The 25,472-nt window shown below is 70.9% G+C and carries 21 protein-coding genes and 1 tRNA gene; 12 read left to right on the top strand and 10 right to left on the bottom strand.

What is annotated here, in order from left to right; genetic code table 11:
• Both ACTWQO_RS31310 and ACTWQO_RS31305 read left to right on the top strand, forming a co-directional pair.
• The coding region (locus ACTWQO_RS31310) for an ABC transporter ATP-binding protein (RefSeq protein WP_443240740.1) at positions 1 to 1,013 on the top strand (1,013 nt) is incomplete at its 5' end.
• The gene (locus ACTWQO_RS31305; protein ID WP_443240739.1) at positions 1,010 to 2,725 is read left to right on the top strand and encodes an ABC transporter ATP-binding protein; all 1,716 of its coding nucleotides are present in this window, start codon (positions 1,010 to 1,012) and stop codon (positions 2,723 to 2,725) included. The genes ACTWQO_RS31310 and ACTWQO_RS31305, both read left to right, overlap by 4 nt.
• Before the next feature lie 88 nt (positions 2,726 to 2,813).
• On the opposite strand, the gene ACTWQO_RS31300 is transcribed toward ACTWQO_RS31305, so the two are convergent.
• Positions 2,814 to 2,889 (bottom strand) — tRNA-Arg (locus ACTWQO_RS31300).
• Positions 2,890 to 3,078: 189 nt separating this feature from the next.
• Between ACTWQO_RS31300 and ACTWQO_RS31295 the strand changes: the two genes are divergently transcribed.
• Complete coding sequence (locus ACTWQO_RS31295) at positions 3,079 to 3,462, top strand: DoxX family protein (protein ID WP_443240738.1); 384 nt, start codon at positions 3,079 to 3,081, stop codon at positions 3,460 to 3,462.
• A 48-nt stretch (positions 3,463 to 3,510) separates the two neighbouring features.
• On the opposite strand, the gene ACTWQO_RS31290 is transcribed toward ACTWQO_RS31295, so the two are convergent.
• The 3 genes from ACTWQO_RS31290 to ACTWQO_RS31280 form a co-directional block, all read right to left on the bottom strand.
• On the bottom strand, positions 3,511 to 4,515 hold the full coding sequence (locus ACTWQO_RS31290) for a sugar ABC transporter substrate-binding protein (RefSeq protein ID WP_443240737.1): 1,005 nt from the start codon (positions 4,513 to 4,515) through the stop codon (positions 3,511 to 3,513).
• Between the two features lie 160 nt (positions 4,516 to 4,675).
• Complete coding sequence (locus ACTWQO_RS31285) at positions 4,676 to 6,361, bottom strand: IclR family transcriptional regulator domain-containing protein (RefSeq protein WP_443240736.1); 1,686 nt, start codon at positions 6,359 to 6,361, stop codon at positions 4,676 to 4,678.
• Between the two features lie 188 nt (positions 6,362 to 6,549).
• Positions 6,550 to 7,854 carry a M6 family metalloprotease domain-containing protein gene (locus ACTWQO_RS31280; protein ID WP_443240735.1) on the bottom strand — a complete coding sequence of 435 codons (1,305 nt, stop codon included), beginning with the start codon at positions 7,852 to 7,854 and terminating at the stop codon, positions 6,550 to 6,552.
• A gap of 255 nt (positions 7,855 to 8,109) precedes the next feature.
• On the opposite strand from ACTWQO_RS31280, the gene ACTWQO_RS31275 reads away from it, so the two are divergent.
• Positions 8,110 to 8,757, top strand: a complete 648-nt coding sequence (locus ACTWQO_RS31275; RefSeq protein WP_443240734.1) for a TetR/AcrR family transcriptional regulator — start codon at positions 8,110 to 8,112, stop codon at positions 8,755 to 8,757.
• Between the two features lie 137 nt (positions 8,758 to 8,894).
• The gene (locus tag ACTWQO_RS31270) at positions 8,895 to 10,436 is read left to right on the top strand and encodes an MFS transporter (RefSeq protein WP_443240733.1); all 1,542 of its coding nucleotides are present in this window, start codon (positions 8,895 to 8,897) and stop codon (positions 10,434 to 10,436) included.
• 224 nt (positions 10,437 to 10,660) lie between these two features.
• Here ACTWQO_RS31270 and ACTWQO_RS31265 read toward each other — a convergent pair whose 3' ends face one another.
• Positions 10,661 to 11,188 (bottom strand): MarR family winged helix-turn-helix transcriptional regulator, encoded by a 528-nt coding sequence (locus tag ACTWQO_RS31265; protein WP_443240732.1) that lies wholly within the window; start codon positions 11,186 to 11,188, stop codon positions 10,661 to 10,663.
• Between the two features lie 120 nt (positions 11,189 to 11,308).
• On the opposite strand from ACTWQO_RS31265, the gene ACTWQO_RS31260 reads away from it, so the two are divergent.
• On the top strand, positions 11,309 to 12,100 hold the full coding sequence (locus tag ACTWQO_RS31260) for a dioxygenase family protein (RefSeq protein WP_443240731.1): 792 nt from the start codon (positions 11,309 to 11,311) through the stop codon (positions 12,098 to 12,100).
• Positions 12,101 to 12,133: 33 nt separating this feature from the next.
• On the opposite strand, the gene ACTWQO_RS31255 is transcribed toward ACTWQO_RS31260, so the two are convergent.
• Positions 12,134 to 12,652, bottom strand: a complete 519-nt coding sequence (locus ACTWQO_RS31255; protein WP_443240730.1) for a GNAT family N-acetyltransferase — start codon at positions 12,650 to 12,652, stop codon at positions 12,134 to 12,136.
• Between the two features lie 197 nt (positions 12,653 to 12,849).
• Here ACTWQO_RS31255 and ACTWQO_RS31250 point away from each other — a divergent pair, with 197 nt between their 5' ends.
• Both ACTWQO_RS31250 and ACTWQO_RS31245 read left to right on the top strand, forming a co-directional pair.
• Positions 12,850 to 13,845: a sigma-70 family RNA polymerase sigma factor gene (locus tag ACTWQO_RS31250; RefSeq protein ID WP_443240729.1), complete on the top strand. Its 996-nt coding sequence runs from the start codon at positions 12,850 to 12,852 to the stop codon at positions 13,843 to 13,845.
• A 386-nt stretch (positions 13,846 to 14,231) separates the two neighbouring features.
• Complete coding sequence (locus ACTWQO_RS31245; RefSeq protein WP_443240728.1) at positions 14,232 to 14,933, top strand: TetR/AcrR family transcriptional regulator; 702 nt, start codon at positions 14,232 to 14,234, stop codon at positions 14,931 to 14,933.
• 92 nt (positions 14,934 to 15,025) lie between these two features.
• Here ACTWQO_RS31245 and ACTWQO_RS31240 read toward each other — a convergent pair whose 3' ends face one another.
• Complete coding sequence (locus tag ACTWQO_RS31240; RefSeq protein ID WP_443240727.1) at positions 15,026 to 15,991, bottom strand: helix-turn-helix transcriptional regulator; 966 nt, start codon at positions 15,989 to 15,991, stop codon at positions 15,026 to 15,028.
• 62 nt (positions 15,992 to 16,053) lie between these two features.
• Here ACTWQO_RS31240 and ACTWQO_RS31235 point away from each other — a divergent pair, with 62 nt between their 5' ends.
• From ACTWQO_RS31235 to ACTWQO_RS31220, 4 genes are all read left to right on the top strand, one after another.
• Positions 16,054 to 17,568, top strand: a complete 1,515-nt coding sequence (locus ACTWQO_RS31235) for an MFS transporter (protein ID WP_443240726.1) — start codon at positions 16,054 to 16,056, stop codon at positions 17,566 to 17,568.
• A gap of 221 nt (positions 17,569 to 17,789) precedes the next feature.
• The gene (locus ACTWQO_RS31230) at positions 17,790 to 18,551 is read left to right on the top strand and encodes a DeoR/GlpR family DNA-binding transcription regulator (protein WP_443240725.1); all 762 of its coding nucleotides are present in this window, start codon (positions 17,790 to 17,792) and stop codon (positions 18,549 to 18,551) included.
• Positions 18,548 to 19,495 carry a 1-phosphofructokinase gene (pfkB, locus tag ACTWQO_RS31225; protein WP_443240724.1) on the top strand — a complete coding sequence of 316 codons (948 nt, stop codon included), beginning with the start codon at positions 18,548 to 18,550 and terminating at the stop codon, positions 19,493 to 19,495. Before ACTWQO_RS31230 ends, pfkB begins: the two co-directional genes overlap by 4 nt.
• A gap of 298 nt (positions 19,496 to 19,793) precedes the next feature.
• Positions 19,794 to 21,911 (top strand): PTS fructose transporter subunit IIABC, encoded by a 2,118-nt coding sequence (locus ACTWQO_RS31220; protein ID WP_443240723.1) that lies wholly within the window; start codon positions 19,794 to 19,796, stop codon positions 21,909 to 21,911.
• 171 nt (positions 21,912 to 22,082) lie between these two features.
• Here ACTWQO_RS31220 and ACTWQO_RS31215 read toward each other — a convergent pair whose 3' ends face one another.
• The 3 genes from ACTWQO_RS31215 to ACTWQO_RS31205 all read right to left on the bottom strand — a co-directional run bounded on the left by ACTWQO_RS31215 (position 22,083) and on the right by ACTWQO_RS31205 (position 25,449).
• A complete protein-coding gene (locus ACTWQO_RS31215) occupies positions 22,083 to 22,829 on the bottom strand; it encodes a DUF6227 family protein (protein ID WP_443240722.1) in 747 nt (248 codons plus the stop codon).
• 185 nt (positions 22,830 to 23,014) lie between these two features.
• The gene (locus ACTWQO_RS31210; protein WP_443240721.1) at positions 23,015 to 24,250 is read right to left on the bottom strand and encodes a L,D-transpeptidase; all 1,236 of its coding nucleotides are present in this window, start codon (positions 24,248 to 24,250) and stop codon (positions 23,015 to 23,017) included.
• 173 nt (positions 24,251 to 24,423) lie between these two features.
• Positions 24,424 to 25,449, bottom strand: a complete 1,026-nt coding sequence (locus tag ACTWQO_RS31205; protein WP_443240720.1) for a P1 family peptidase — start codon at positions 25,447 to 25,449, stop codon at positions 24,424 to 24,426.
• Between the last annotated feature and the right edge of the window lie 23 nt (positions 25,450 to 25,472).

Raw genomic sequence — 25,472 nt, 5'->3', positions numbered from 1 at the left:
TGCTGCTGGCGGTGCTGGTCGGCGGCGCGTACCGGATCACCGGGGGCGGGCTCGCCCCGGCGGACCTGCTGCCGTTCCTGCTCCTCGGCCTCGGGCTGACCGCGCCCGTGGCCGCGCTCGGGCACGGCTTCGACGACCTGCAGGCCGCGCGGCGCGCCGTCGGCCGCATCCGGGACGTACTCGCCGAGCCGTCGCTGCCCGAGCCCGTACGGCCGGTGGCGCCCGAGGGACACCGGGTGGAGCTGCGGGACGTCCGCTTCGGGTACGAGGGTGCCGAGGCCGGGCGCGAGGTGCTGCGCGGGATCGACCTGGTGCTGGAGCCGGGGACGATCACCGCCGTGGTCGGGCCGTCCGGCAGCGGCAAGTCCACGCTGGTGCAGCTGCTGCCGCGGTTCTACGACCCGACGCACGGCTCCGTGCTCCTCGGCGGCGTCGACCTGCGTGAGGTGGGCAGCCAGGAGCTGTACCGGCGGGTGTCCTTCGTCTTCCAGGACGTCCGGCTGCTGCGCGCCTCGGTCGCGGACAACATCGCCCTCGCCGTCCCGCACGCCGACCGCGACGCCGTCGTCCGCGCCGCCCGCCGGGCGAGCATTCACGACCGCGTTCTCGAACTGCCCCGCGGCTACGACTCGGTGATCGGCGAGGACGCCCGCCTCTCCGGCGGCGAGGCGCAGCGCGTCTCGATCGCCCGCGCCCTGCTCGCAGACGCCCCCGTCCTGGTCCTCGACGAGGCCACCGCCTTCGCCGACCCGCAGACCGAGCAGGCGGTGCGCGAGGCGCTGGCGCAGACCCGGGAGAAGCGGACGACGCTGGTCATCGCCCACCGCCTGGAGACGATCGCCGACGCCGACACCGTCGTGATGCTGCGCGACGGCGAGATCGTGGAGCGGGGCACGACCGCGGAACTCCTCGCGCGGGACGGCGCATTCGCCGAATTCTGGAAGATCCACGCCGATGCCGTGGAAGCCGGTGCCGTGGAAGCGGGTGCCATGGAAGGGGAAGAGGCCCGATGATCAGCACACTGCTGCGTGTGCTCGGCCACGAGTACGCCGGGCCGGTGCGCCGCACCGTCGCCCTGATGACGGCGACCGCCCTCGCCGAGGGACTGTCGTACGCCCTGCTGGTGCCCGTGCTGCGCGCGCTCTTCGGCAGCACACCCGAGGACGCCCGGCCCTGGCTGGCCGCCTTCGGCGCGGCGGTCGCGGTCTATGCGGTGCTGCGGTACGTCAGCGACCGCTCCGGTTTCCGCGTGGGCACGACGATGCTGCACGGCATGTACGAGCGCCTCGGCGAACACCTCGCCCGGTTGCCCATCGGCTGGTACCAACCCGGCCGCACCGGCGAGGTGTCCGTCCTCGCCAGCCAGGGCGTGTTGCAGGCGATGAGCGTGATCGCGCACCTGCTGGCGCCGTTCATCTCCGCCTGTGTGACGCCGCTGACGATCGTCGCCGTGATGCTCGCCTTCAACTGGCAGCTGGGGCTTGCCGGCCTGGCCGCTGTGCCGTTGGTGGCCGCGGTACAGCTGCGTACGGCCCGCGCGACGACGGCGACCGACGCGGAGCGCGTGGCACGCGAGCGCGCGGCCACCGGCCGTGTCATCGAGTACCTCCAGGCCCAGCCGGTGCTGCGCGCCGGCGGCCGCACCGGCGAGCGATTCGGTTTGCTGGACGACTCCCTGAAGGAACTGCGCCGCGCCTCGCGTCGCTCCACCCTTTCGGCGCTGCCGGGTGTGCTGGGTCTTGCGGTCACCGTGCAGGCGGTGTTCACAGCGCTGCTCGCCCTCGGTGCGTACCTCGCCCTCGGCGGGGACATCGGCGCGGCCGAGCTGCTCGCAGTCCTGGTGCTCGCCGCCCGCTGCGCCGACCCGCTGCTGTCCCTAGCCGAGATGAGCGGTGGCATCCGCGCCGCCCGCGCCGAACTCACCCGCCTCGACGACGTCCTGAGCACCAAGCCGCTGCCGGAACCTCGCGTGCCGCGCGAACCGGCCGGTCACGACGTCGCGTTCGACGCGGTCACCTTCCGGCACGGCGACCGCACGGTCGCCGACGGGGTGACGCTCTCCGTACCCGAGGGCCGGCGGCTCGCCGTCGTCGGGCCGTCGGGCGCGGGCAAGACGACGCTGCTGCAGCTGCTCGCCCGCTTCTACGACGTCGACGCGGGCGCGGTGCGGATCGGCGGCGTGGACGTACGGGAGATGGACACTGCGGCCCTGATGGCACGTATCGCCATCGTCTTCCAGGACGTCTACCTCTTCGACGGCACGATCGAGGAGAACGTGCGCCTCGGCCGCCCGGACGCCACCGACGCCGAGGTACGGGCCGCGGCCGCCGCGGCCCGTCTCGACGAGGTGATCGAGCGGCTGCCCGGCGGCTGGTCGACGGACGCGGGTGAGGGCGGGGCACTGCTGTCGGGCGGCGAGCGGCAGCGCGTCTCCATCGCCCGCGCGCTGCTGAAGGACGCGCCGATCGTGCTGCTCGACGAGGTCACTTCGGCCCTGGACCCGGTGAACGAGGCGGCCGTGCACGCCGGCATCGAGGAGTTGATGGCGGGCCGGACCGTGGTGCTGGTGGCGCACCGCATGGGGACCGTGCGCCGGGCCGACCGCGTCGCCTTCCTGGACGCCGGGCGGGTGGTCGAACAGGGCAGCCACGAGGAGTTGCTGCGACGCGCCGGCCGGTACGCCGCGTTCTGGGACCTGTCCCTGGCCGGGGCGGCGCGGGACTGACCGCTCACGCAAACGGCCCCGGACAAGGAGTCCGAGGCCGAGTAGGAGCCCTCCCTGGGGAGAAACCCCAGGTCAGAGCCGTACTACGTGGTGCCCCCGGCAGGATTCGAACCTGCGACACCGGCTTTAGGAGAGCCGTGCTCTATCCCCTGAGCTACGAAGGCAAGGACCTCGCGGAGATCCGGCGACTAGCCTAGCGGATAAGGGATAGGCCGTGGACGGGTTCCTGTTTGGGCAGGTCAGCGGGCTATGTCACAAAGTCGTCGGACTGTTTCGTCTCGATGTCGGAGCTCCACCGGAGAGGTGGGGCGAAGAGACGGAGAAGAGATGTCGGGCGACAGGGACGTGACCTCATGAACCTCGCACTGTGGATCTGTGCCGGACTGCTGGCCGCCGTGGCCCTGGCCGGCGGAATCAGCAAGACGTTCGTGCCCAAGGAGGCGCTGGCCGCGGCCCCTGGTGGGGGATGGACCGCGGACGTGGGCGTCGGGTTCGTCAAGACCCTCGGCGTCCTGGAGCTGCTGGCCGCGGTGGGCCTGATCCTGCCCGCTGCGGTCGGTGTGGCGCCGGTGCTGGTGCCGGTGACCGCCGTGTGCTGGGTCCTGCTGATGGTCGGCGCGATGATCACCCATGGCCGGCTCGGCGAATTCAGGTTCGTGGCGCTGAATCTGGCCTATCTCGCGCTCGCGGCAGTCCTGGTGTGGGGCCGCTTCGGTCCCGGATCCTTCAGCAGCTGAGCCGCGACCGGCGCCACGCGACGTGGCGCCGGCCCCGCCGCCCCACCGTCAGCGTGTCCCCTTCGCCGCGAAGTCGGCGACCTCGTCGACGTTGTCCTTGGTGATGAAGGCCGGTCCGGTGAGGACGGGGGCGGTGCCGCCGCCGCTGAAGTTGCCGTTGGTCTTGTAGAGCCAGAGGGCGTCGACGGAGAGGTAGCCCTGGAGGTAGGGCTGCTGGTCGACGGCGAATTCGATCGTGCCGTCCTGGACGGCCTTGACGAGCTCCTTGTTGAGGTCGAAGGTCGCGACCTTGGCGTCGGTGCCCGCGTCGGACACGGACTGCACGGCGGTGAGGGCGATCGGGGCGCCGAGGGTGACCACCTGGTCGATGGAGCTGTCCTGCTTGAGCTTGGCGGTGATCGTCGACTTCACGGACGGCATGTCGGTGCCGTTGACGTAGAGGGTGTCGGTCTTGCCCTTGAACCCCTTCTTCAGGCCGGCGCAGCGGGCCTCCAGGGCGACCTGCCCCTGTTCCTGGATGACGCAGACGGCGTGCTTCGCGCCGAGCTGGCCCAGCCGCTCACCGAAGGCCTGGCCGGCGATGTTCTCGTCCTGGCCGAAGTACTCGAGCATGCCGAGCTCCTTCCAGTTGCCGACACCGGAGTTGAAGCCGACGACCGGGATGCCGGCCGCCTCGGCCTTGGCCACCACGTCCTTCATGGCCTCCGGCTTGGCGGCGGTGAGGGCGATGCCGTCGACCTTCTGGTCGATGGCGTTCTGCACGAGGTTGGCCTGGTTGCCGGCGCTGGGATCGCTGGAGTAGACGAGCTTGATGTTGTCCTTGGCGGCGGCGGCCTGAGCGCCCTTGCGGATGAGGTCCCAGAAGGTGTCACCGGGCGACGCGTGGGTGATCATGGCCACCGTCATCCGGGGGGTGTTCGCCTTGCCCGCCGAGGCGGCCGCGCCCTCCTCCTCGGACTTCTTGCCGCCCGAGCTGCTGGAGCAGCCCGCGGCGAACAGGACGCCGGCCAGAGCGGTGGCGGTGAGTGTGGCGGCTCGTTGGTGTCTGCGCATGTCCCATGCACCTCGCTGTGCGGTCCGGGGGACTAGAGCGCTTTATTAGCGCGCTCTAGTTCCAAGTGCCACGTACTATGAAGCCGCTCCCGAGGGCTGTCAATGGATATGTCAGGACGTCTCTACAAGGCCCCAAGGGGCTGAGTGGCGTGCGCGCCCCTCACGCTGCCGACACCCGCGTGAACCTCCCCGCCACATGCAGGTCCGCCTCGATGCCCGCCGCCGTCGTCCTCAGCTCGGGCAGGATGTCGTGGACGCATTCGGCGGCGGTGTGGCGGGCCGCGTGCATCGCGACGTTCACCGCGGCCACCACCCGGCCCGTGCGGTCACGGACCGGCACGGCGATGGAGCGGAGGCCCTCCTCCAGCTCCTCGTCGACCAGGGCGTAGCCCTGCGCACGGACCTTGTCCAGGATCGCGGAGAGCGCCGAGGGGTCCGTGACCGTGTGCGGGGTCAGTGCCTTCAACTCGCCCAGTGCGCGCGCCGTTTCAGGTGCGCCGGCGAGCATCACGCGCCCCATCGAGGTCGCGTACGCCGGCAGCCGCGTCCCCACCGTGATGTTCACGCTCATCACCCGGATCGTGGCCACCCTGGCCGTGTACTGGATCTCCTCGCCCGACGGCGACAGGACGGCCAGAGACGCCGACTCGTGGACCCGGGTGGAGAGGTCGGCGAGGTGCGGGGTCGCGATCTGGGAGAGGGTCGTGTGGGAGAGGGGCGGAAAGCCCAGGGAGAGCACCCGCGGGGTGAGCGTGAACGTGCGGTGCGGACCCGGCCGTACCAGCCCCAGATGCTCGTAGGTGATCAGCGCCCGGCGGGCCGTCGCCCGGGCCAGGCCCGTCGCCTTCGCGACCTCCGTCAGGGTCAGTTCCGCGCGGCCCTCGCCGAAGGCCGTCAGGACGGTCAGGCCGCGGGCCAGGGATTCCACGAACTCCCTCCCCAGCTCCTGCTTCGACGCCCCCGTCCAGGTCGCCAGCCCCGACGGCGGCGCGGCCGGCTCCGGCGGCGGGGACTCGCGCAGCTCGCGTTCCATGTCCGTCACCGCCGCCCGCAGCCGGGGCAGGAGCGTGTCGCGCAGGCCGGCGGCGGTGTGGCGGCTGGTGTGGCTCACCACGCTTGCCACACAGGCGACTTGGCCGGTCCGGGGATCGCGTACGGGTACGGCCACCGCGACCAGGCCCGGTTCGATCAGCTGGTCGTCCAGCGCCCAGCCGTCCGCCGCCGCCTGTGCCGCCCGGTGCTCGAACTCCTCGTCGGGGTGGGTGTGTTCGCGTGGCGGTACGGCGGGAAAGGCGCGGTCCTGCGGGTCCGTCGCCCGGCGTGCGCGCCAGCGCGCCCAGTCGCCGTCGCTCCACTCGGCGGCGAACAGCGGTCCGGGCGCGGTGCGTTCGGCCGGGAGGAGGTCGCCGATGCGGAAGCTGAGGGACATCGCGCGGCGGCGAGTGGCCTGGTGGATGAAGCGGATGCCGTCGCGGTCGCCCACCGCGAGCGACACCGACTCGTCGAGTTCGTCGGCGAGTTCGTCGGCGCGGGCGGCCAACAGGGCCGGCAGGCGCAGGGCGGACAGGTAGGCGTTGCCCAGTTCCATCAGGCGGGGGGTGAGGACCGCGTCCCGGCCGTCGAGACGGACGTACCCCATGCGCGCGAGCGTCGAGGTGATCCGGTCGATGGTGGAGCGGGCGAGTCCGGTGGCCCGTTCCAGGCCGCTCGGGCTCAGTGTGCCGCCCGCTTCGGTCAGGTGCCGCAGCACGGCGATCCCGCGCATCAGCGGGGTGACCGCCTCGGCCGGTACGGCGGCGGGCTGGCCGGTCGCCCCGAGGGCGGCGGTCGTGGTGTTCGCGGGCATCGGCTCTCCGGTACGGCGGTCGCGGCAGGCCTACGGTAATCCGCGCCCGTTTCTGTCGGCCCCGCGCGCGTTTCCGTTCCCCCAGCCCTGCAGGCAGAAAGTGCCGCGATGGGTGGTCGGTCGTCTGCGGGTTCGTCGTGGCTGGTCGCGCAGTTCCCCGCGCCCCTAAGGGGCGCGGGGAACTTCCCTCACTTCCGCGTCGGCCTCGGCCCCCGTGTCACCCGCACCCGGTGCTCCCCGCCGGGATCCGCGTCCGTCACCGCGATCCGGATGCCGTGCCGGGGGTCGCGGAAGTCCTCGCCCGGGGTGAAGGGCGCGTCGGACAGTTCCGCGTGGACGTTCGGGCTGCGGGTGCAGCCGCCGCTGTGCCGGCGTGAGTCGTACACCGTCACCGGTCCCCGGCCGGTGTCCACCGTCGCGTCGACCTTGTAGATCAGCACGCCGGGGCGGCAGACCGCCTCGTCGTTGCCGCCGCGGGTGCGCAGCTCGACCGCGTAGCCGGTGCGGGCGTCGAGCGGGACGAAGACCAGCTTGGGGCCGCCCGCGCGGGACAAGGAGGTGAGCGTGTGGTCGCTGGTGCCGGTGTCGGCCGCGCAGCTGACCTGGGTGGCGTCCAGCCAGCCCAGCTTCCATTTGTGCCAGCCGAGGAAGTCGTTGTTGGCGCCCCAGTCCTCGCTCATGATGTCCCAGTGGCCGACGGCGGCCCCGCCTTCCTGGGTGTAGAGGTCGGGCAGGCCGAAGACATGGCCGTTCTCGTGGGGCAGGACGCGGTAGCCGGTCTTGCCGTAGGTGCCGGAGCCGTCGTCCTGGCGGGAGTAGACGAAGGACGCGTTGGCCACCGGCCTGCCGTCCGCGACCGGTGCCTCGGTGTTGCCGGCGAAGGTCACCGACAGGACGGTGTCCAGCGCGGAGGGGCCGGCGTTCGGAGTGATCAGCACGTTCAGGAAGTCATACGACGTGAAGTCGACCTTGGGATCGGCGGCGGCGACGAGGTCCTGGACCAGGTCGCGGTAGCCGGGATCGAAGGGGGCGCCGCGTTCTATGCCGTACGCCCGGAACGACTTCGGCATGCGCAGCCACTGGCGTATGGGCGTCTCGGGGCGGTAGTCCAGGCGGCCGTAGGAACTGGTGCGGAACCATTCCTGGGTCTGCGGGAAGAACTCGGCGTAGCGGTCGAGCGCGGTGCCCTGACCGGGGGCGTCGGAGAAGTCGATCATGAGGGTGAGGGCGCGGACGGTGCCGGTGGAGCGGGAGTAGCCGCGGGGGGTCGGGACGCCCTCCGACATCTGGACCTGGGGGCCGCCGGTGATCATGCAGGGGCCGTGGGCCGCGGAGCGGGCCAGGGTGATCGAGCCGGCGCCGGCCGTCGTGGAGGTCGCCGCCAGGTGCCCCGTACCGGCCGCGTTGCTGACCGCGAAGGTCAGGACGGTCACGGACGCGAGGGCGGCCAGGCGACGCGGGCGTATCCGACGGGTGGCGGTCGGCTGCGGCATGCACGGCCCCCTTCGCTTCGGGCAGCCGCAGGTCACCGGCTGCGCCCTTTCGATCACCCTGGGGCGGTGGATGGGGCGGGCGCGCGCTGGAGGGGCCGAACGTGCGTTTCCCGCCAGTAGAGATGTGACTCAGGTCACAGGATGTTTCTTCGAGAGCGGGAAATAACCGGGGATCGTTTCCCCGTTTAGACCTGTGTCCGCGCGAAGCGGGGAGAGCTTCCCCGGATCGCACCAGAGTCAATCGAGGAGTACGCCGTGCAGACCGCGACCCCCGTGCAGAAGAAGGTGACCCGGCCGCGCGCCGACGCCCTGCGCAACCGGGAGCGGATCGTCACCGCCGCCCGCGAGATGTTCACCGAGTTCGGCCCTGATGTGCCGCTCGATGAGATCGCCCGCCGGGCCGGCGTCGGCAATGCCACGGTGTACCGCAACTTCCCCGACCGTGACGCGCTGGTCCGCGAGGTCGTCTGCTCGGTCATGGACCGTACGGCAGAGGCCGCGCACCAGGCGCTCGCGGAGACCGGGGATGCCTTCGAGGCGCTGGAGCGCTTTGTGCACGCCGCCGCCGACGAGCGGATCAGCGCGCTGTGCCCGATGATCTCCGGCACCTTCGACCAGCACCACCCCGACCTGGAGGCGGCGCGAGAACGGGTCGAGCAGCTCATCGAAGAGGTCATGGAGCGCGCCCAGAAGGCGGGCCAGCTCCGCCCCGATGTGGCCGTCGGCGACGTGATGCTCGCCGTGGCCCAGCTGAGCCGGCCCCCGGCCGGCGTCGGCTGCATGAGCCTCGACCGCTTCGTCCACCGGCACCTGCAGCTCTTCCTGGACGGACTGCGGGCCCCGGCCCGCTCGGTCCTGCCGGGGGTGGCCTCAACGATGGAGGACCTGCGGAGCCCAGCCTGACCGATTAGTTCAGAGCGTCACGCCAGTCAGTCACGACACACAGCTTCCGGCCGTCAGTGACGACGAGCCGTTCCCTTGACCAGTCGTTCCCTTACCTCACCGTTTTTCCGTCCCGAAGTCCCGAAGTGGGTATCCCCATGTCTGAAACAGCCTCAAAGGCTCCCGGCGCCCCGGCCTCGTCCGGCGACGCCAACCGCTGGAAAGCGCTCGTCTTCATAGCGCTCGCCCAGCTGATGGTCGTGCTCGACGCGACCATCGTGAACATCGCGCTGCCCTCGGCCCAGCAGGACCTGGGCATCTCCGACGGCAACCGGCAGTGGGTCGTCACGGCCTACGCCCTCGCCTTCGGCGGACTGCTGCTGTTCGGTGGCCGGGTCGCCGACCTGTGGGGCCGGAAGCGCGCCTTCGTGGTCGGCCTGATCGGCTTCGCCGGTGCCTCCGCGCTCGGCGGTGCGGCCACCAACGAGGCCATGATGTTCGGCGCCCGTGCCCTCCAGGGCGTGTTCGGCGCACTGCTCGCGCCCGCCGCTCTCTCCCTGCTCGCCGTGATGTTCACGGACGCCAAGGAGCGCGCCAAGGCGTTCGGCATCTACGGCGCGATCGCCGGTGGTGGCGGTGCCGTGGGCTTCATCCTCGGCGGTGTGCTGACCGAGTACATGGACTGGCGCTGGACGTTCTTCGTGAACATCCCGTTCGCGATCGTCGCGGCCCTCGGTGCGTACTTCGTCATCCGTGAGCCGGAGGGCGGCCGCAACCGCAACCCGCTCGACATCCCCGGCGTTCTGCTCTCCACCCTCGGCCTGGTCGCGCTGGTCTACGGCTTCACCCGCGCCGAGTCCGACGGCTGGGGCGACTCGGTGACCGTCGGCATGTTCGTCGCGTCGGCGGTGCTGCTGATCGCGTTCGTCATCACCGAGGCCAAGGTCAAGGCCCCGCTGCTGCCGCTGCGCGTGATCACCGACCGCAACCGTGGCGGGATCTACCTCTCGCTCGGTATCGCGATCATCGCGATGTTCGGCACGTTCCTGTTCCTCACCTACTACCTGCAGATCGTGAAGGGCTACACGCCGATCAAGACCGGCTTCGCCTTCATGCCGATGATCGTCGGCATGATGGTCGGCTCGACCCAGATCGGCACGCGCCTGATGACCCGGGTTCCGGCCCGGCTGCTGATGGGCCCCGGCTTCCTGGTCGCCGCGATCGGCATGCTCCTGATGACGCAGCTGGAGATCGGCTCGTCGTACAACTCGACGATCCTGCCGGCGATGCTGCTGCTCGGCCTCGGCATGGGTACGGCCTTCATGCCGGCCATGTCCCTGGCCACCCTGGGCGTCGAGCCCCGGGACTCCGGTGTCGCCTCCGCGATGGTCAACACCTCGCAGCAGGTGGGCGGCGCGATCGGTACGGCCCTGCTGAACACGATCGCCGCGTCGGCCACGACCACCTACATCGCGGACCACATCGGCTCCGCGACCTCCAGCTCCCAGCAGCAGCTGGTCCAGCTTCAGGGCCAGGTGCACGGCTACACCAACGCGATCTGGTTCGCCGTCGGCATGCTGGTGCTCGCCGCGGTCATCGTCATGGTCCTCGTCAACGCCGGAAAGCCCGACACCTCCGCGGTGGCCGGATCTGCCGAAGGCGTCGAGGATGAGGTGGCGGTACCCGTCGTCGCCCACTGAGCCGACGACCCCCTTCGGGACCGACTCGTACGTACGGGGGAGGGGACGCTCTCGTACGTACGAATCCCAGGACCCGTCCCGACTCCGCGCACCGGAGCCGGGGCGGGTCCGACCCTTTTATGGCAGCGCCCCGTAAGGGGCGCGGGGCTGAATTGGATTTGCGGCTACCGCCGCGTGGGCGCGACAAGCCCCCACCGGCCCGCAGCCGACGAACTGCAGAGCCCTCAGCGGAGCCAAGGCAAATCCGCACCCGCCTCGCTCGGCTGGAGCCCCTCCGCGATGATCTGCATGATCTCGCCGAGGGCCTTCTGCTGGTCCGGGGTGAGCCGGTCGAACAGGGCCTGGCGCACGGCCTCGACATGACCCGGCGCGGTGCGGCGCAGCACCTCCGCGCCCTCCTCCGTCAGTACCGCGAACTGGCCCCGCTTGTCGGAGGGGCAGTCCTCCCGCCGTACCCACCCGTTCTTCTCCAGGCGCGCGATCGCGTGGGAGAGACGGGACCGGGTGATCTTCGCGTTCATGGCCAACTCGGTCATCCGCAGCCGGCGGTCGGGGGCCTCGGCAAGGGCGACCAGAAGGCCGTAGTAGATGTGCGGCATGCCCGCGTCACGCTGGAGCTGGCGGTCGAGGTGGTCCTCGAGGAGTGTGGTGGCGTGCAGGTAGAAGCGCCAGGTGCGCTGCTCGTCGGCGGTGAGCCAACGGGGCTCCTCCGCCGCGGGCGCATCTTCTGCGGATGTCGGTGCCATGTTCATGTACTCCACTGTACGAGGGCTCTTCTTGAAGGTTAAACAAACGAGGCGTAGGATTCAGAAGGGATGTTTCAGAGTTGAAGCAATAGTTCGAGCAGCAGTTCGTCGGAGGGAGTCGCCGTCATGTCCGCCGCCACTCAGGAGCGCATGCCCGCCCTGTATCTCAGCCACGGCGCCCCACCGCTCGCGGACGACCCGATCTGGCCCGGCGAACTCGCCGCCTGGTCCGCCGACCTGCCGCGCCCCAAGGCGATCCTGATGGTCTCCGCCCACTGGGAGGAGGCCCCGCTCGCCCTCGGCGCCACCGAGCCGGTCCCGCTCGTCTACGACTTCTGGGGCTTCCCCGAGCACTACTACCAGGTGCGCTACGACGCCCCGGGTGCCCCCGAACTCGCCGAGTCCGTACGGAAGTTGCTGCGGGCTCCGGGCGTGCCCGTGCAGGACGTCCCGGACCGCGGCCTCGACCACGGCGCCTACGTCCCGCTGGTGGAGATGTTCCCCGCTGCCGACATCCCGGTCCTGCAGGTCTCCATGCCGACCCTCGACCCGGTCCGGCTCATGGAGATCGGCCGCAAGCTCGCGCCGCTGCGCGACGAGGGCGTACTGATCGTCGGCTCCGGCTTCTTCACCCACAACCTGGCCGCGCTGCGGCACACCGGCGGGGGAGTGCCGCGCTGGTCGTCCGAGTTCGACGACTGGGGTCGGAGCGCGCTGGAGTCCCATGACGTGGACTCCCTGCTGGACTTCCTGAACAAGGCCCCGGCCGGCCGCTACGCCCATCCGCGCACCGAGCACTTCGCCCCACTGTTCGTGACGCTGGGCGCGGCGGACGCGGCCGGTGAGCTGGACGCGCAGAAGTCGGTGATCGACGGGTTCTGGATGGGAATGGCGAAGCGGTCCGTTCAGTTCGGGTGACCTCGGTTCGACTGGCGCCTTGATTCGAGTGGCCTACAGATCCTTCTCGTACCAGGCGACGTCCCAGTAGCGGCCGAACTTCCGGCCCACCTCGCGGTGCGTGCCGACGTACCGGAATCCGAAGCGTTCATGCAGCCGCGTGGACGCTTCGTTGGGCTGGGCGATGCCCGCGTAGGCCCGGTGCAGGTCCTCGCCGGCCAGCGCCTCGAAGAGGGCCTTGTAGAGGAGCGTGCCGATGCCGCGGCGGCCCGCGCCGGGGGCGACGTACACCGTGACCTCGACGGAGGTCGCGTAGGCGGGCTTCGCACGGTAAGGGCTGGATGTGGCGTAGCCCAGAATTTCCTGTGAGTCCACCGCCGTGGCAACCATCAGCCGGTACGGGCCGTCTTCAGGGTGGGAGAGCAGCCAAGGGCGGCGCTCTTCCGGAATGTGGACGGCCGTGTCAAATGTGATGGGCGTCTCACGTACATAGTGGTTGTAGAGGTCGGTGAGGGCTTCGAGGTCGCCCTCGACTCCCGGCCTGACCTGCACCTCTGTACGTTCCGACGACATCACGCCTCCTCGTGTGGCGGCACAGGGTACTGCATGATCAGAAAAATAGAGGTGCGGGTTGGGAATTCTGTCCTGATTCCAGTCGTTGTTTCCATCGGATGCAGGGCACCCGAGGAGTGAACCGAAGAGCCACCCGAGGCGTAGAACCGGGCATCCGAAGGACCACCCGCTGACCTCACCATCGCAAGGGAGCACGCATGGCAACCGGTGCCGTCGCCCGTCGTCAGTCCGCCAAGGGCGGGACCGACGCGGCACGCAGTGTTCGCGCCCACGGCGGCGAGATCGCCGACCGCGACCTGGTCGGCATGTACCTCGACGAGATCGCGCGCACACCGCTGCTCGACGCCGCCAAGGAGGTCGAGCTGTCTCAGACCATCGAGGCGGGTGTGTTCGCGCGACAGGTCCTCGACGGCGAGGCGGAGTCCCAGGTGGACGCCTCCCGCGAGGAGCTCGAGGCACTGATCGCCGAGGGTGAGCGGGCCAAGGACGTCTTCATCCGCTCCAACCTCCGCCTGGTCGTCGCCGTGGCCCGCCGCTACCCCCGCAGCGGCCTGCCCCTGCTGGACCTCATCCAGGAGGGCAACGCCGGCCTGGTGCGCGCGGTGGAGAAGTTCGACTACCGCAAGGGCTTCAAGTTCTCGACGTATGCGACCTGGTGGATCCGCCAGGCCATCACCCGCTCGATAGCCGACCAGTCCCGCACCATCCGGCTGCCCGTCCACCTGGTGGAGGAGCTGGGCCGGATCCGCCGCATCCAGCGCGAGTTCAACCGGGAGAACGGCCGCGAGCCGGAGCCCGCCGAGATCGCCGCCGAACTCGGCTCGACGCCGGAGCGCGTGACGGACGTCCTGGACTGGGCCCGTGACCCGGTCTCGCTCAACATGTCGGTGGACGACGACGGCGACACCCAGTTCGGCGACCTGCTTGAGGACACCTCCGCGGTCTCGCCCGAACAGTCGGTGCTGACGCTGCTGCGCAGCGAGGGACTGGAAGACCTGATCAGCCGCCTCGACCAGCGCACCGCCTCGATCATCAAGATGCGGTACGGCATCGAGGACGGCCGGGAGCGCACGCTGACGGAGGTCGGCAAGGAGCACGGCCTCACGCGCGAGCGGATCCGGCAGATCGAGAAGCACGCCCTGCTGGAGTTGAAGAAGCTGGCCCGGGACACCGGGTTCGACGCGGCGGCGTAAGAGACCTGTAAGAGACCTGTAGGACACACTGTTTCGGGTCCGGCGCGCGTGGCACGCTGCGCGCGTCGGGCGGCGTACGGCCTCGGGGGGCGCGTGCGCTGGTGGCGAAAGACCGCGCAAACATGGCGTGTTTAACGCCGCTTCAACCCGTGGGGTCGCGGGAACAAGACCATCGACCCCCTTTGAACCAAGTCCCGACGCCCTCCCCCCGGCGCCGGGACTCTCCCCGAGCCGGGTTCCGGTGCCCCTCCCCCCGGGCGCCGGGGCCCGGCTCTGCCCCGGCCTCCCCCTGCCAAGGCATGCTGGAAGGCAGGCCACCCCGTACCTGAACCACGGGGTGGCCCGCCGAATGGCAGATTGTGTCACATGGGCATAGCCTGCCGAATGTGAGTAGTCCCACCCCCGCACAGAACCGGGCCGCCTCCGCGACGCCCTCCGGGTCCGCGCCGATGTCGCTGACCGAGCGACGCAAGGCGGAGACCCGGATGGAGATCGCCAGGGCGGCGGCCCGTCTCTTCGTCACCCAGGGTCTGCGGGCCACCCGCGCCGAGGACATCGCCCAGGCCGCGGGCATCGCTCCCCGCACCTTCTATCGCTACTTCGCGACCAAGGAGGAGGCCGTCGCCCCCCTCTACACCACGGGCGCCCAGCGCTGGGCCGAGGCCGTACGGGAGGCACCCGCCGAACTGCCGCTCCCCGAGGCCCTGGAACACGCCGTACGGCACACCCTCACGCCGGGTGCGGGGGTCTCTGCCGCGTCCTGGGAGTGGGTCCGCACGCTGGTCCGCCTGGCCATGACCAGCCCCGGGCTGCGGAAGGTGTGGGGCGAGGTGTGTCTGGCGTCCGAGACCTCGCTGGCTGTGGTGTTGGGGGAGCGGGGTGGGGTCGCGGAGGGCGACGACAACGTTGCCGAGCGCTCCGCGATGTCCCCCGAACTCCGTTACGCCGCTGCCGTCGCCGGCGCCGCGGTGCGTGTGGCGGTCGAGTCCTGGGCATCGGGCGAGGCACCGGCGACGGGACCGGATGGGCCGGCCGCGTTGGCGTTGCGGAACTTGGCGGCGGTGCGGGGGTTTTGGGGGCAGCGATAGGTCGTTGTTCGTCTGCGGGTTCGTTGTGGCTGGTCGCGCCCACGCGGCGGTAGCCGCAAATCCAATACAGCCCCGCGCCCCTTCGGGGCGCTTCACACCCCGCCCGCCCGGCTCAACCGCCCGCCCAACTCCCGTACGCACTCCACCAGTTCGGTAGGCGCCTGCACCGCGAAATCGACCCCGAGCATTGCGAGCCGTACCGCCAGCCACTCCACCGGATCGCTCGTGGTCGCCTGCAGCCGGCATCGGTCCGTGCCCAGCGGCTCGGGTGCCCCGAGCCAGGCCGGCAGCCGTGCACCCACCGCCTCGGCGGAGTCGGCGAACGTGACCATGAAGGCGTAGGTGTCCTGCTGCCCCCGGATCGACTGCCGCAGATACTCCGCCGCACTCCCCGTCGGCAGCTCCCGCGGAGCGAACCTCGCGCCGGTGGCGAAGGGTTCGCTCACGCGGTCGACGCGGAACGTACGCCAGTCGGCGCGATCGAGGTCGTAGGCGACGAGGTACCAGCGGCGCCCCGTCGACACCAGCCGATACGGCTCGGTCAGCCGTCGCGACTCGGTCCCGTCCTTCGCCCGGTAGGCGAACCGCAGCCGCTCCCGCCCGGCCACGGTCGACGCCATCACGGTGAGCGTCTCGGGCGCGATGCTCGCCCCGTCGCCGCTGGTCAGCGGTGTGGTCGCGGCCTGGAGGGTGGAGACGCGGTGCCGTAGCCGGGACGGCAGCACCTGCTCCAGCTTGGCCAGGGCCCGTACGGAGGCCTCGTCGACCCCTTCCACCGCGTGCCCCGCGCCGGCCCGCAGTCCGACCGCGATCGCCACCGCCTCCTCGTCGTCGAGGACGAGCGGTGGCATCGCCTTGCCCGCGACCAGCCGGTAGCCGCCGTCGGCGCCCATGGTCGCCTGTACCGGATAGCCCAGTTCGCGCAGCCGGTCGACGTCCCTGCGGACCGTGCGGCGGGAGACGCCGAGCCGGTCGGCGAGCTCGCCGCCGGGCCATTCGCGGGGCGTCTGAAGCAGGGAGAGCAACTGGAGGAGCCGGGCCGGAGTGTCCGTCGTCATGAGTTCGAGGATGCCGTAGAACTAGGACACGATCTGACCTAGTGCGGTTCTAACTTGAGGACATGACTTCCACCGAGACCTCACCGCACGTGCCGGCCGCTCCAGCGGACCGCCGCCGTTGGTTCGCCCTCGCGATCGTGATGACCGCGGCCTTCATGGACCTCGTCGACGTCACGATCGTCAACATCGCCATCCCGTCGATCCGGCAGGAAGCCGGCGCCTCCTGGAGCCAGATCCAGTGGATAACGGCCGGTTACGCGCTCGCCTTCGCCGCCGGCCTGATCACCGGCGGACGGCTCGGCGACATTCACGGCCGCAAGCGGGTGTTCCTCGTCGGCATCGGCGGCTTCACGCTCGCGTCGGCACTGTGCGGCTTCGCGGCGAACCCGGAGATGCTGGTCGCCGCGCGGATCCTGCAGGGCGCGATGGCGGCGCTGATGGTGCCGCAGGTGCTGTCGATCGTGCACGCGACGTTCCCGGCGCACGAGCGGGGCAAGGTGTTCGGGCTGTTCGGCGCGATCGTGGGTCTGGGAGCCGTCTCCGGTCCGTTGCTGGGTGCGCTGCTGACCGAGTGGAACCTCTTCGGCCTCGAATGGCGGCCCATCTTCCTGATCAACCTGCCCGTCGGCATCGCCGGCCTGATCCTCGGCAGCCGCTTCATCACCGAGTCCAGGGCGCCGCGGGCGCTCAAGCTCGACCTCGTCGGCGTCGGCCTGGTGACGCTGGGTCTGCTGATGCTGCTCTACCCGCTGACCCGCGGCCGTGAGCTGGGCTGGCCGCTGTGGGGGTACGTGTCGATGGCGGGCGCGCTCGTCGTGTTCGCGGCGCTGGTGGCGTACGAGAAGCGGAAGACCGCGCGGGACGGCTCCCCGCTGGTCGAGCTGTCGCTGTTCAAGGTGAAGAGCTTCGCGGCCGGTATCGCGGTGCAGACGGTGTTCGGGATCGGGCTCGGTGTCTTCTTCCTGGTGTGGACGCTGTACATGCAGACCGGGCTGGGCTGGAGCCCGCTGCGGGCGGGGCTGACGGGCGTGCCGTTCTCGATCGCGGTGTCGGTGGCGGCCGGGATGTCGGTGCAGAAGCTGGTCCCGCGCTTCGGGCGCAAGGTGCTTCAGGCGGGCGCGCTGACGATGGCGGCGGGTGTCCTGCTCTACCTGTGGGAGTCCGAGCGGTACGGCCTCGGTATCGCCTCCTGGCAGATGGCGCTGCCCCTGATCGTGATGGGTGCGGGCATGGGCCTGATCTTCGCCCCGCTGACCGACGCCGTGCTGTCGGAGGTGCCGCGCGAGCACGCCGGTTCCGCGTCGGGACTGATCAACACCGTGATGCAGATGGGGAACGCGCTGGGGCTCGGGCTGGTGTCGGTGGTGTTCTTCGGCCGGATCAGCGAGCGGCTGGCGCCGGCCGAGGTGGGCCCGGCCTTCGTGGACGCCTTCCAGTACGCGCTGGGGTGGGTGGCCGCGGTGATGGGCGCGATCTTCCTGCTGATGTTCGCGCTGCCGAAGCGGCCGGCTCAGCATGTGGAGGGGGCGGAGGCCGAGGTGCAGGTGGGGGAGCGGGAGCCTGAGCTGGTGTCGTAGGCGGGGGGTGCGTCCGCTCGGAGGGGCTCGGTGCCGCTGTCGGCGCCGGGCCCCTCCGAGCGGTGCTATGTCACATATGGCTTAGTGCTATGTCACATGTGACAAGGCCCGAAGTCCGTTCATGCCCGGATGAGGTCCGACCCTGTTTACTTTCCGGAAATCCGGGCGTAGCCTCCCGACCTGAAACCACAAGTTCGGGCATGAGTCGGAGGTGAACGGGCATGTACGCACCGGAGCGGCAGCAGGAGATCCTCCGCCTCGCCCGTGACGGCGGGCGCGTGGACGTGGTGTCCCTGGCCGAGCAGTTCCAGGTCACGGCGGAGACGATCCGGCGTGATCTGAAGGCACTCGACCGCGCCGGCCTGGTCCGCCGGGTGCACGGCGGGGCCATCCCGGCCGGACGCCTCGACTTCGAGCCGGACCTCGCCGAACGCGAGACCACGGCCGCCGACGAGAAGGACCACATCGCCAAGGCGGCCCTCGCCGAGCTGCCGACCGAGGGCACGATGATCCTCGACGCCGGTACGACGGTGGCGCGGCTCGCCGCGGCCATCCCGCTGGAGGCCTCCCTCACCGTCGTCACCCACAGCCTGCCGATCGCGGCCCGCCTCGCCGACCACCCGGGCATCCAGCTCCATCTCGTCGGGGGGCGCGTACGGCACCGTACGCGCGCCGCCGTGGACGCCTGGGCGCTGCGCGCATACGGCGAGATCCGGGCGGACGTCCTCTTCGTGGCGGCCAACGGCTTCTCCGCCGACCACGGCCTGACCACCCCCGACCTCGCCGAGGCCGCGGTCAAGCGCGCGGCCCTCGCCGCCGCCCGCCGCGTGGTGCTGCTCGCCGACTCCTCCAAGCACGGCCAGGAGCACTTCGCCCGGTTCGGCGACCTGAGCGATGTGGACCTGCTGATCACCGACAGCGGGCTGAGCCCCGAAGACGCCACCGCGATCGAGCGCGGCGGCACGGAAGTAGTGCGCGCATGATCCTCACCGTCACCCCGAACCCGTCCCTCGACCGCACCTACGAGGTCCCCTCGCTGGAGCGCGGCGAGGTCATCCGCGCCACCGGCGAGCGCATGGACCCCGGCGGCAAGGGCGTGAACGTCTCGCGCGCCGTCACAGCAGCCGGGCAGCGCTCGGTGGCGGTGCTGCCCCTGGGTGGTGCGCCGGGCGCGCTCGTGGCGGATCTGCTGGACGCGCAGGGCATCGAGGTCGCGCCGGTCCCGGTCGCCGGGCCCACCCGCTCGAACATCGCGCTCGCGGAGGCGGACGGGGTGCTCACGAAGATCAACGCACCGGGCCCGGAGCTGTCGGCCGAGGAGCAGGAGCTGCTCTTCGAGACGGTGCGCAGGCAGTCGCTGGACGCCGCGTGGATCGCGTGCTGCGGGAGCCTGCCGCGGGGGCTCGCGCCGTCGTGGTACGCCGAACTGGTCGCGCGGGCGCACGCCATGGGCGCACGTATCGCGCTGGACACCTCCGGGCCCGCGTTGCTGGCGGCGTTGCGTGAGCGGCCCGACGTGGTGAAGCCGAACGCCGAGGAACTCGCGGAGGCCGTCGGACGCCCGCTGGCGACGGTGGGCGACGCGGTGAAGGCGGCCGAGGAGCTGCGCGAGATGGGCGCGCGGGCCGTGCTGGCGAGCCTGGGCGCGGACGGGCAGTTGCTCGTGGACAGCGCGGGCATATGGTTCGGCAGCGCGCACGTGGACGCCGTGCGCTCCAACGTGGGCGCCGGCGACTCCTCGCTCGCCGGGTTCCTGATCGCCGGCGGCAGCGGCCCGGAGGCCCTCGCCTCCGCCGTCGCACACGGCGCGGCCGCCGTCCAGCTGCCCGGCAGCGTGATGCCGACACCCGGCGACCTGGACCCGGCCGCAGTGACGGTCACGGCCGAGGTGCCGGTGGACCGCGTACTGAAGGAACCGGTGTCATGACCGATGTGATGTCTTTCATGCCGCTCACGGCTTTTGCGGCATTGATGACTTTTACGACGATGGCCGCTACGGCCATGGCGTCATCGGCGACACCGCACGGACCGGCCTTGATGCGGCGAAGCACCCCGTTACTCGCCGCGGCCGACGGTCGGCAGGGCACCCTGAGCCGCCCTGCCGACCGGCGGAGGCGGGGTTTCCCCGGCCCCGCCTCCGCACCCCCCGAAGCCCCCCACAGCATCCCCGTCCCCCGAAGCGCCCACCGCAGTCCCCGGGCGATACGCGTGCGAAGGAGCCCGCGATGAGCGACATGATCACCGCGGACCTGGTCGATCTCGACCTGTCCGCCGACACCAAGGAAGCGGCGGCCCGAGCCCTCGCCGAGCGCATGGTCGCCCAGGGCCGGGTGACCGACCTCGAGGGCTTCCTCGCCGACGTGGCCGCCCGCGAGGCACAGATGCCGACCGGCCTCGACTGCGGCATCGGCATCCCGCACTGCCGCAGCGAGCACGTCACCGAGCCGACGCTCGCCTTCGGGCGCAGCGCGGACGGCATCGACTTCGGTGCGGCGGACGGGCCGGCCGACCTGATCTTCCTGATCGCCGCGCCCGCCGGCGCCGACGACGCCCACCTGACGATCCTCTCGTCGCTGGCCCGGCAGCTGATGAACACCGAGTTCACGGACGCACTGCGGTCGGTGGGCGACGCGGGGTCCGCGGCGGCGCTGATCCGTGGGGACGAGGCGCCGACGGTGGAGAGCGGCGCGGAGGGCGCGTCCGAGGGCGTGCGGGGTGCGCAGGGCGCGCAGGGTGCTGAGAGCGCCCCCGAAGACACCGCTGCGGCGCCGGGGGCGGCCTCCGCCGGCGCCGCAGCGGTCAGCACGGAGCCGGGCACGTCGTCCGACTCCGGCGAGCGCCCCTTCCGTATCGTCGCCGTCACCTCCTGCCCCACCGGCATCGCGCACACCTACATGGCGGCCGAGTCGCTGGAGAACGCGGGCCGCGAGGCGGGCGTCGAGGTCGTCGTCGAGCCGCAGGGTTCGGCCGGCTTCACCCGGCTCGACCCGGCGGTCATCGCGGCGGCGGACGGTGTGATCTTCGCCCACGACGTACCCGTACGGGAGAAGGACCGCTTCGCCGGCAAGCCGACCGTCGACGTCGGCGTGAAGGCGGGCATCAACCGGCCCGGCGAGCTGATCACCGAGGTGCGCGGGAAGGCGGCGCGCGGCGAGAAGACCGCGGGGGCGTCCTCCGGCGCGGGCACGCCGGTCGATCGCGCCGGTGACTCCGGCGAGGGCTACGGCACCAAGCTGCGCAAGTGGCTGATGTCCGGCGTCAGTTACATGGTCCCCTTCGTCGCTGCGGGCGGTCTGCTGATCGCCCTCGGCTTCGCGATCGGCGGCTGGGAGGTCAACAAGGCGCCGTCGGTCATGGAGCACTTCGACTGGGGCCAGGTCGACAGCTGGGGCGCGCTGCTCTTCCAGATCGGCGGCGTGGCCTTCCAGTTCCTCGTCCCGGTCCTGGCCGGCTACATCGCCTACGGCATGGCCGACCGGCCGGGCCTGGTGCCCGGCTTCGTCGGCGGTGCGATCTCCCTCACCATCAACGCGGGCTTCCTCGGCGGTCTGGCCGCCGGTCTGATCGCCGGTGGCGTGGTGATGGCCATCCAGAAGGTCAAGATCCACCCGGCGGTGCGCGGCATCATGCCGGTCGTGGTGATCCCGCTGATTTCCTCCGCGATCGTCGGCTTCCTGATGTTCGTGGTGATCGGCAAGCCCATCGCCGAGGCCCAGAAGGGCATGACCGACTGGCTGAACGGGCTCTCCGGCGCCAACGCCATCCTGCTCGGCGCCCTGCTCGGCCTGATGATGTGCTTCGACCTCGGCGGCCCCGTCAACAAGGTCGCGTACACCTTCGCCACGGCGGGCATCGCGGTCGCGAGCCCCAGCGACTCGGCGATGAAGATCATGGCGGCCGTGATGGCGGCCGGTATGGTTCCGCCGCTGGCCATGGCACTGGCGACGACCGTGCGCGCGAAGCTCTTCACCCCGACCGAGCGCGAGAACGGCAAGGCCGCCTGGGTCCTCGGCGCCTCCTTCATCTCCGAGGGCGCGATCCCGTTCGCCGCGGCCGACCCGCTGCGGGTGATCCCCGCGTCGATGGTGGGCGGCGCGGTCACCGGCTCCCTGTCGATGGCCTTCGACGCCACGCTGCGCGCCCCGCACGGCGGCATCTTCGTGGTCCCGCTGATCGGCAACCCGTTCCTCTTCCTGGTCGCCATCGCCGCGGGCGTGGGCGTCACGACCACCCTGGTGATCATCCTCAAGGGTCTGCGCAAGACGGTCCCGGGCACGGTGACCGCCGAGACAGCGGGTTCGCCCGCGGCACCGGCGGAGGCGAAGCAGCCGGTGGCGGCGTGACGGTGGTGTAGCCGCGTACGCAGCACGGTGCGGTCGGCCGCGGGTCCTCTTCGGAGGCTCGCGGCCGATCGCATGTCCGCTTGTGGTGGGCGCGGTGGGCCGTCCGGATACATCTGACAGTGCTGTGTCACATGTCACGCGTCACATGTCACGCGTCACATGTCACGCGCCTCAGGAGACCCGTGCCGCCCGCCGCTCCATCGCGTCCCGGGCCGCGTCCTCGGTGACGTAGACCTCGCACATGTGCCGCCCGTCCGGCGTCGCCGTGTGCTCGACCTCCCACAGGGAGATCTCCTCGCCGTCGCGCAGCAGGAACGCGTGCTCGTACAGCGCGTAACCCAGTCCCGCGCGCCCCGCCCGGCACGGGCGTCCGAAGGCCTGCGTGATCTGGTGCGCGAACGCCGTGGTCAGCAGCGCGGCCGTGTCCGCCCCCGGCCGGTCCGGGTTCTCCGCGCGGCGCAGCAGTCGGCGCGCGTGGTCCGCCGAGTCGTCGTGCATGTACGCGTGCCGGGGCACCGGGATCGGGGACAGCTGCACCATCACGGGCAGTTCGAAGTCCGGGGCGTCCGGAGGCAGCGGCAGCCGGGCGGTGGCGGCGCGCAGTTCCTCCTCGTCGACGTACACCTCGTGCTGCGCGTCGCGGCCCGGGGCGGTGTTGTGGACGAGTTCCCAGAGGGTGAGCGCGGAGCCGTCGGCGAGCAGCCAGGTGTGCCGGTATGTCTCGCGGTGCAGTCCCGCGCTGTGGTGCGCGGAGTGCAGCGAGCTGTCGTGCGCCAGCGCGCAGTCGAGCCGCCGGATCGTCTCGTCGGGCAGCTCGAAGGAGTTCAGGGCACGGCCGAGGAGTCGCGCGAGGTGCTCCTCCGGAGACTCGGGCGACTCGGGTGGTTCGTACGCTGCCGTCTCGTACGGAACGCTCAAGGTTTCTCCCGGCGTTGCTGCATGTCACCTTGTGGGTGCATACCGTAGCCCCTCGGTCGGACATCATGTCCGGGAACCGAGAAAACGTACGCTCGGAAAACGCGTGGGCCGCGTGGGAAGTTCCCACGCGGCCCGATGATCCGTCAAAACATGCTGGTCAGCAAGAAGTTATGCTGCCGCGGCGCTCAGTCGGCACTTCCCCCGAGCCACTGGCTCCACGACATGTTCCAGCCGTTGAGCCCGTTGTCCGGCGCCACCGTCTTGTCGGGGGAGTTCTTGACGATCACCACGTCCCCGACCAGCGAGTTGTCGTAGAACCACTTGGCCTGGGTGTCCCCCTGCGCGCCCTGCACATCCGCGAGACCGACACAGCCGTGACTGGTGCCCTCGCGCCCGAAGGGCGGATTGCCCTTGTTGTACCAGTAGTTGCCGTGGATGAAGGTGCCCGACGTCGTCAGTCGCATCGCGTGCGGCACGTCCGGGATGTCGTACTCCCCGCCGAAGCCGACCGTCGTGCCGTTCATCCGCGTCTGCGTGAACTTCTCCGAGATCACCATCTGCCCGTTGTACGTGGTGTGCTGAGCGCTGCCCGCCGAGATCGGCACGGACTTGATCGTCTTGCCGTCCCGTACGACCGTCATGGTCTGCGTGTTGACGTCGACCGTGGAGACCTGCGACCGGCCGATCGTGAACGTGACGGTCTTCTTCTGCACGCCGTAGACGCCGTTCGCGCCCTCCACGCCATCCAGGTCGATCTTCATCGTGACCTTGGAACCGGCCTTCCAGTACTCCTCGGGCCGGAAGTCGAGCCGCTGCGCCCCGAACCAGTGCCCGACCACCTTCTGCCCGCTGCTCGACGTCACGGTGATGTGCGACTGCACGGCCTTCTTGTCGCTGATCACCTTGTCGAAGTTGAACGACACCGGCATCCCGGCGCCGACCGTCTTCCCGTCGTCCGGCGTGTACGTCCCGATGAAGCTGTTCGCCGAACTGACCGTGGTGAAGATGGAGTTGGCGGCGGCGGTCTTGCCCTTCGAGTCCTTGGCGGTCGCCGATATCTGGTACTTCGTCCCCCGCTCCAGCTGCTCCTTCGGCTTCCAGCCGGAGCCGTCCGCGGACACCTCTCCCGGTACGGCCGTCCCCGCGCCCGCGACCGTCATCTTCACGTCGGTCAGCTTGCCGCCGCTCACCTTCACGCCGGTCGTGTTGATCGACGCGCTCGTCGAGCCGTCCTTGGCCGAGATGACGATCTTCGCGGCGGACGTCTTCGGGTTGTCCGCGCCGCCCTTGCCGTCGTTGCTGGCGTTCGCGCTGCCGCCGCACGCGGTGAGAGTGAGGGCGCCGACCATCAGGACGGCACTGGCCCCCAGTGCGCGCCGTGCTGCTATGTCCGGCGTTGTCACTAGCTGCTCCAGGTTCATGTGATGTGCGTGATCCGCTCCAGTCCGTGGAGAAAGAGGGGATCGGCCCCCGGTCGGGTTCCCAGCGAGCGCCGTGAACGCCATCACGTGACAGAACCGGGACAATTCCGCGTACTGCCCTGTGAGTTACCTCTCATTCAGCCGTCGTAGTCGCCCTTGGACGATCTTCGGAGTCAGCGCTCGTACAGCTCCCGGTACGACGGCCACGCCCCGCCCGGCCCGTCCACCGACTCGGCGGCACGCACGGCCCGCACGATGGCCCGCGTCACCGTGTCCGCGCCCGCCGCGAGCACCTCGTTCAGGGCGAGCGGCTGCTCGGCGTCCAGGGCGCGCTCTCCTGTCGCCAGCGCGAACACCGTGTCCCCGTCGTTGAGCAGATGCACCGGCCGTACGGCGCGCGCGATGCCGTCGTGCGCCGTGCCGGCCAGTTTCTGGGCCTGCGCCTTCGACAGGTCCGCGTCCGTGGCCACCACCGCGAGCGTGGTGTTGAGCGGCGGGGGCGCGTTCTTGGCCGCGATCTCGGCGAGCCGCCGACGCGCGGCCTCGTGGACCCGCGCCTCCGGATAGCTCACCCGCCCCTGGAACAACTCCCCGTACAGCACCCCCGTTTCCGGATCCGCCGCCGAACCCGCCGCGTTCGCCACCACCAGCGCCGCGACCGTGAACCCTGAGTCGAGGACGACGCTCGCGGTGCCGACGCCACCCTTGACCGGACCGACCGTGGCACCCGTACCGGCGCCCACGCACCCTTCCTCCACCCGCGCGCCGAGCTCGCTCGCCGCGGCAGCCTCGACCGCGGCCCGGCCGGTGGCCGCGTCCGGCCTGGCCCGGAAGTCGCCGCCCCGCCCCAGATCGAAGACGCAGGCGGCGGGCACCACCGGCACGACATGCGTGGGATCGGCGCCCACGCGTACTCCGCGCCCTTGCTCCTCCAGCCAGGCCATCACGCCGGACGCCGCGTCGAGCCCGTACGCGCTGCCCCCGGTCAGCACGATCGCCTCGACCTTCCGCACCAGGTTGCGCGGGTCCAGCGCGTCGGTCTCCTTGGTGCCGGGCCCGCCGCCGCGCACGTCCACCGCGGCCACGGCCCCGCCCTCCGGGGCGAGCACGACCGTGGTGCCGGTGAGCCAACCGCCGCCGGTGCGCGTCGCGTGTCCCACCCGCACACCGGCCACGTCCGTCAATGCGTCAACTGTCATGGGACCCAGTCTCGCCCGTGCGC

Origin of the sequence: Streptomyces sp. 4N124, from assembly GCF_052245395.1 — a bacterium.
Lineage (GTDB): Bacteria > Actinomycetota > Actinomycetes > Streptomycetales > Streptomycetaceae > Streptomyces.
Note: the sequence above shows the minus strand (reverse complement) of the source record. Positions and strands in the feature narration are given on the sequence as shown.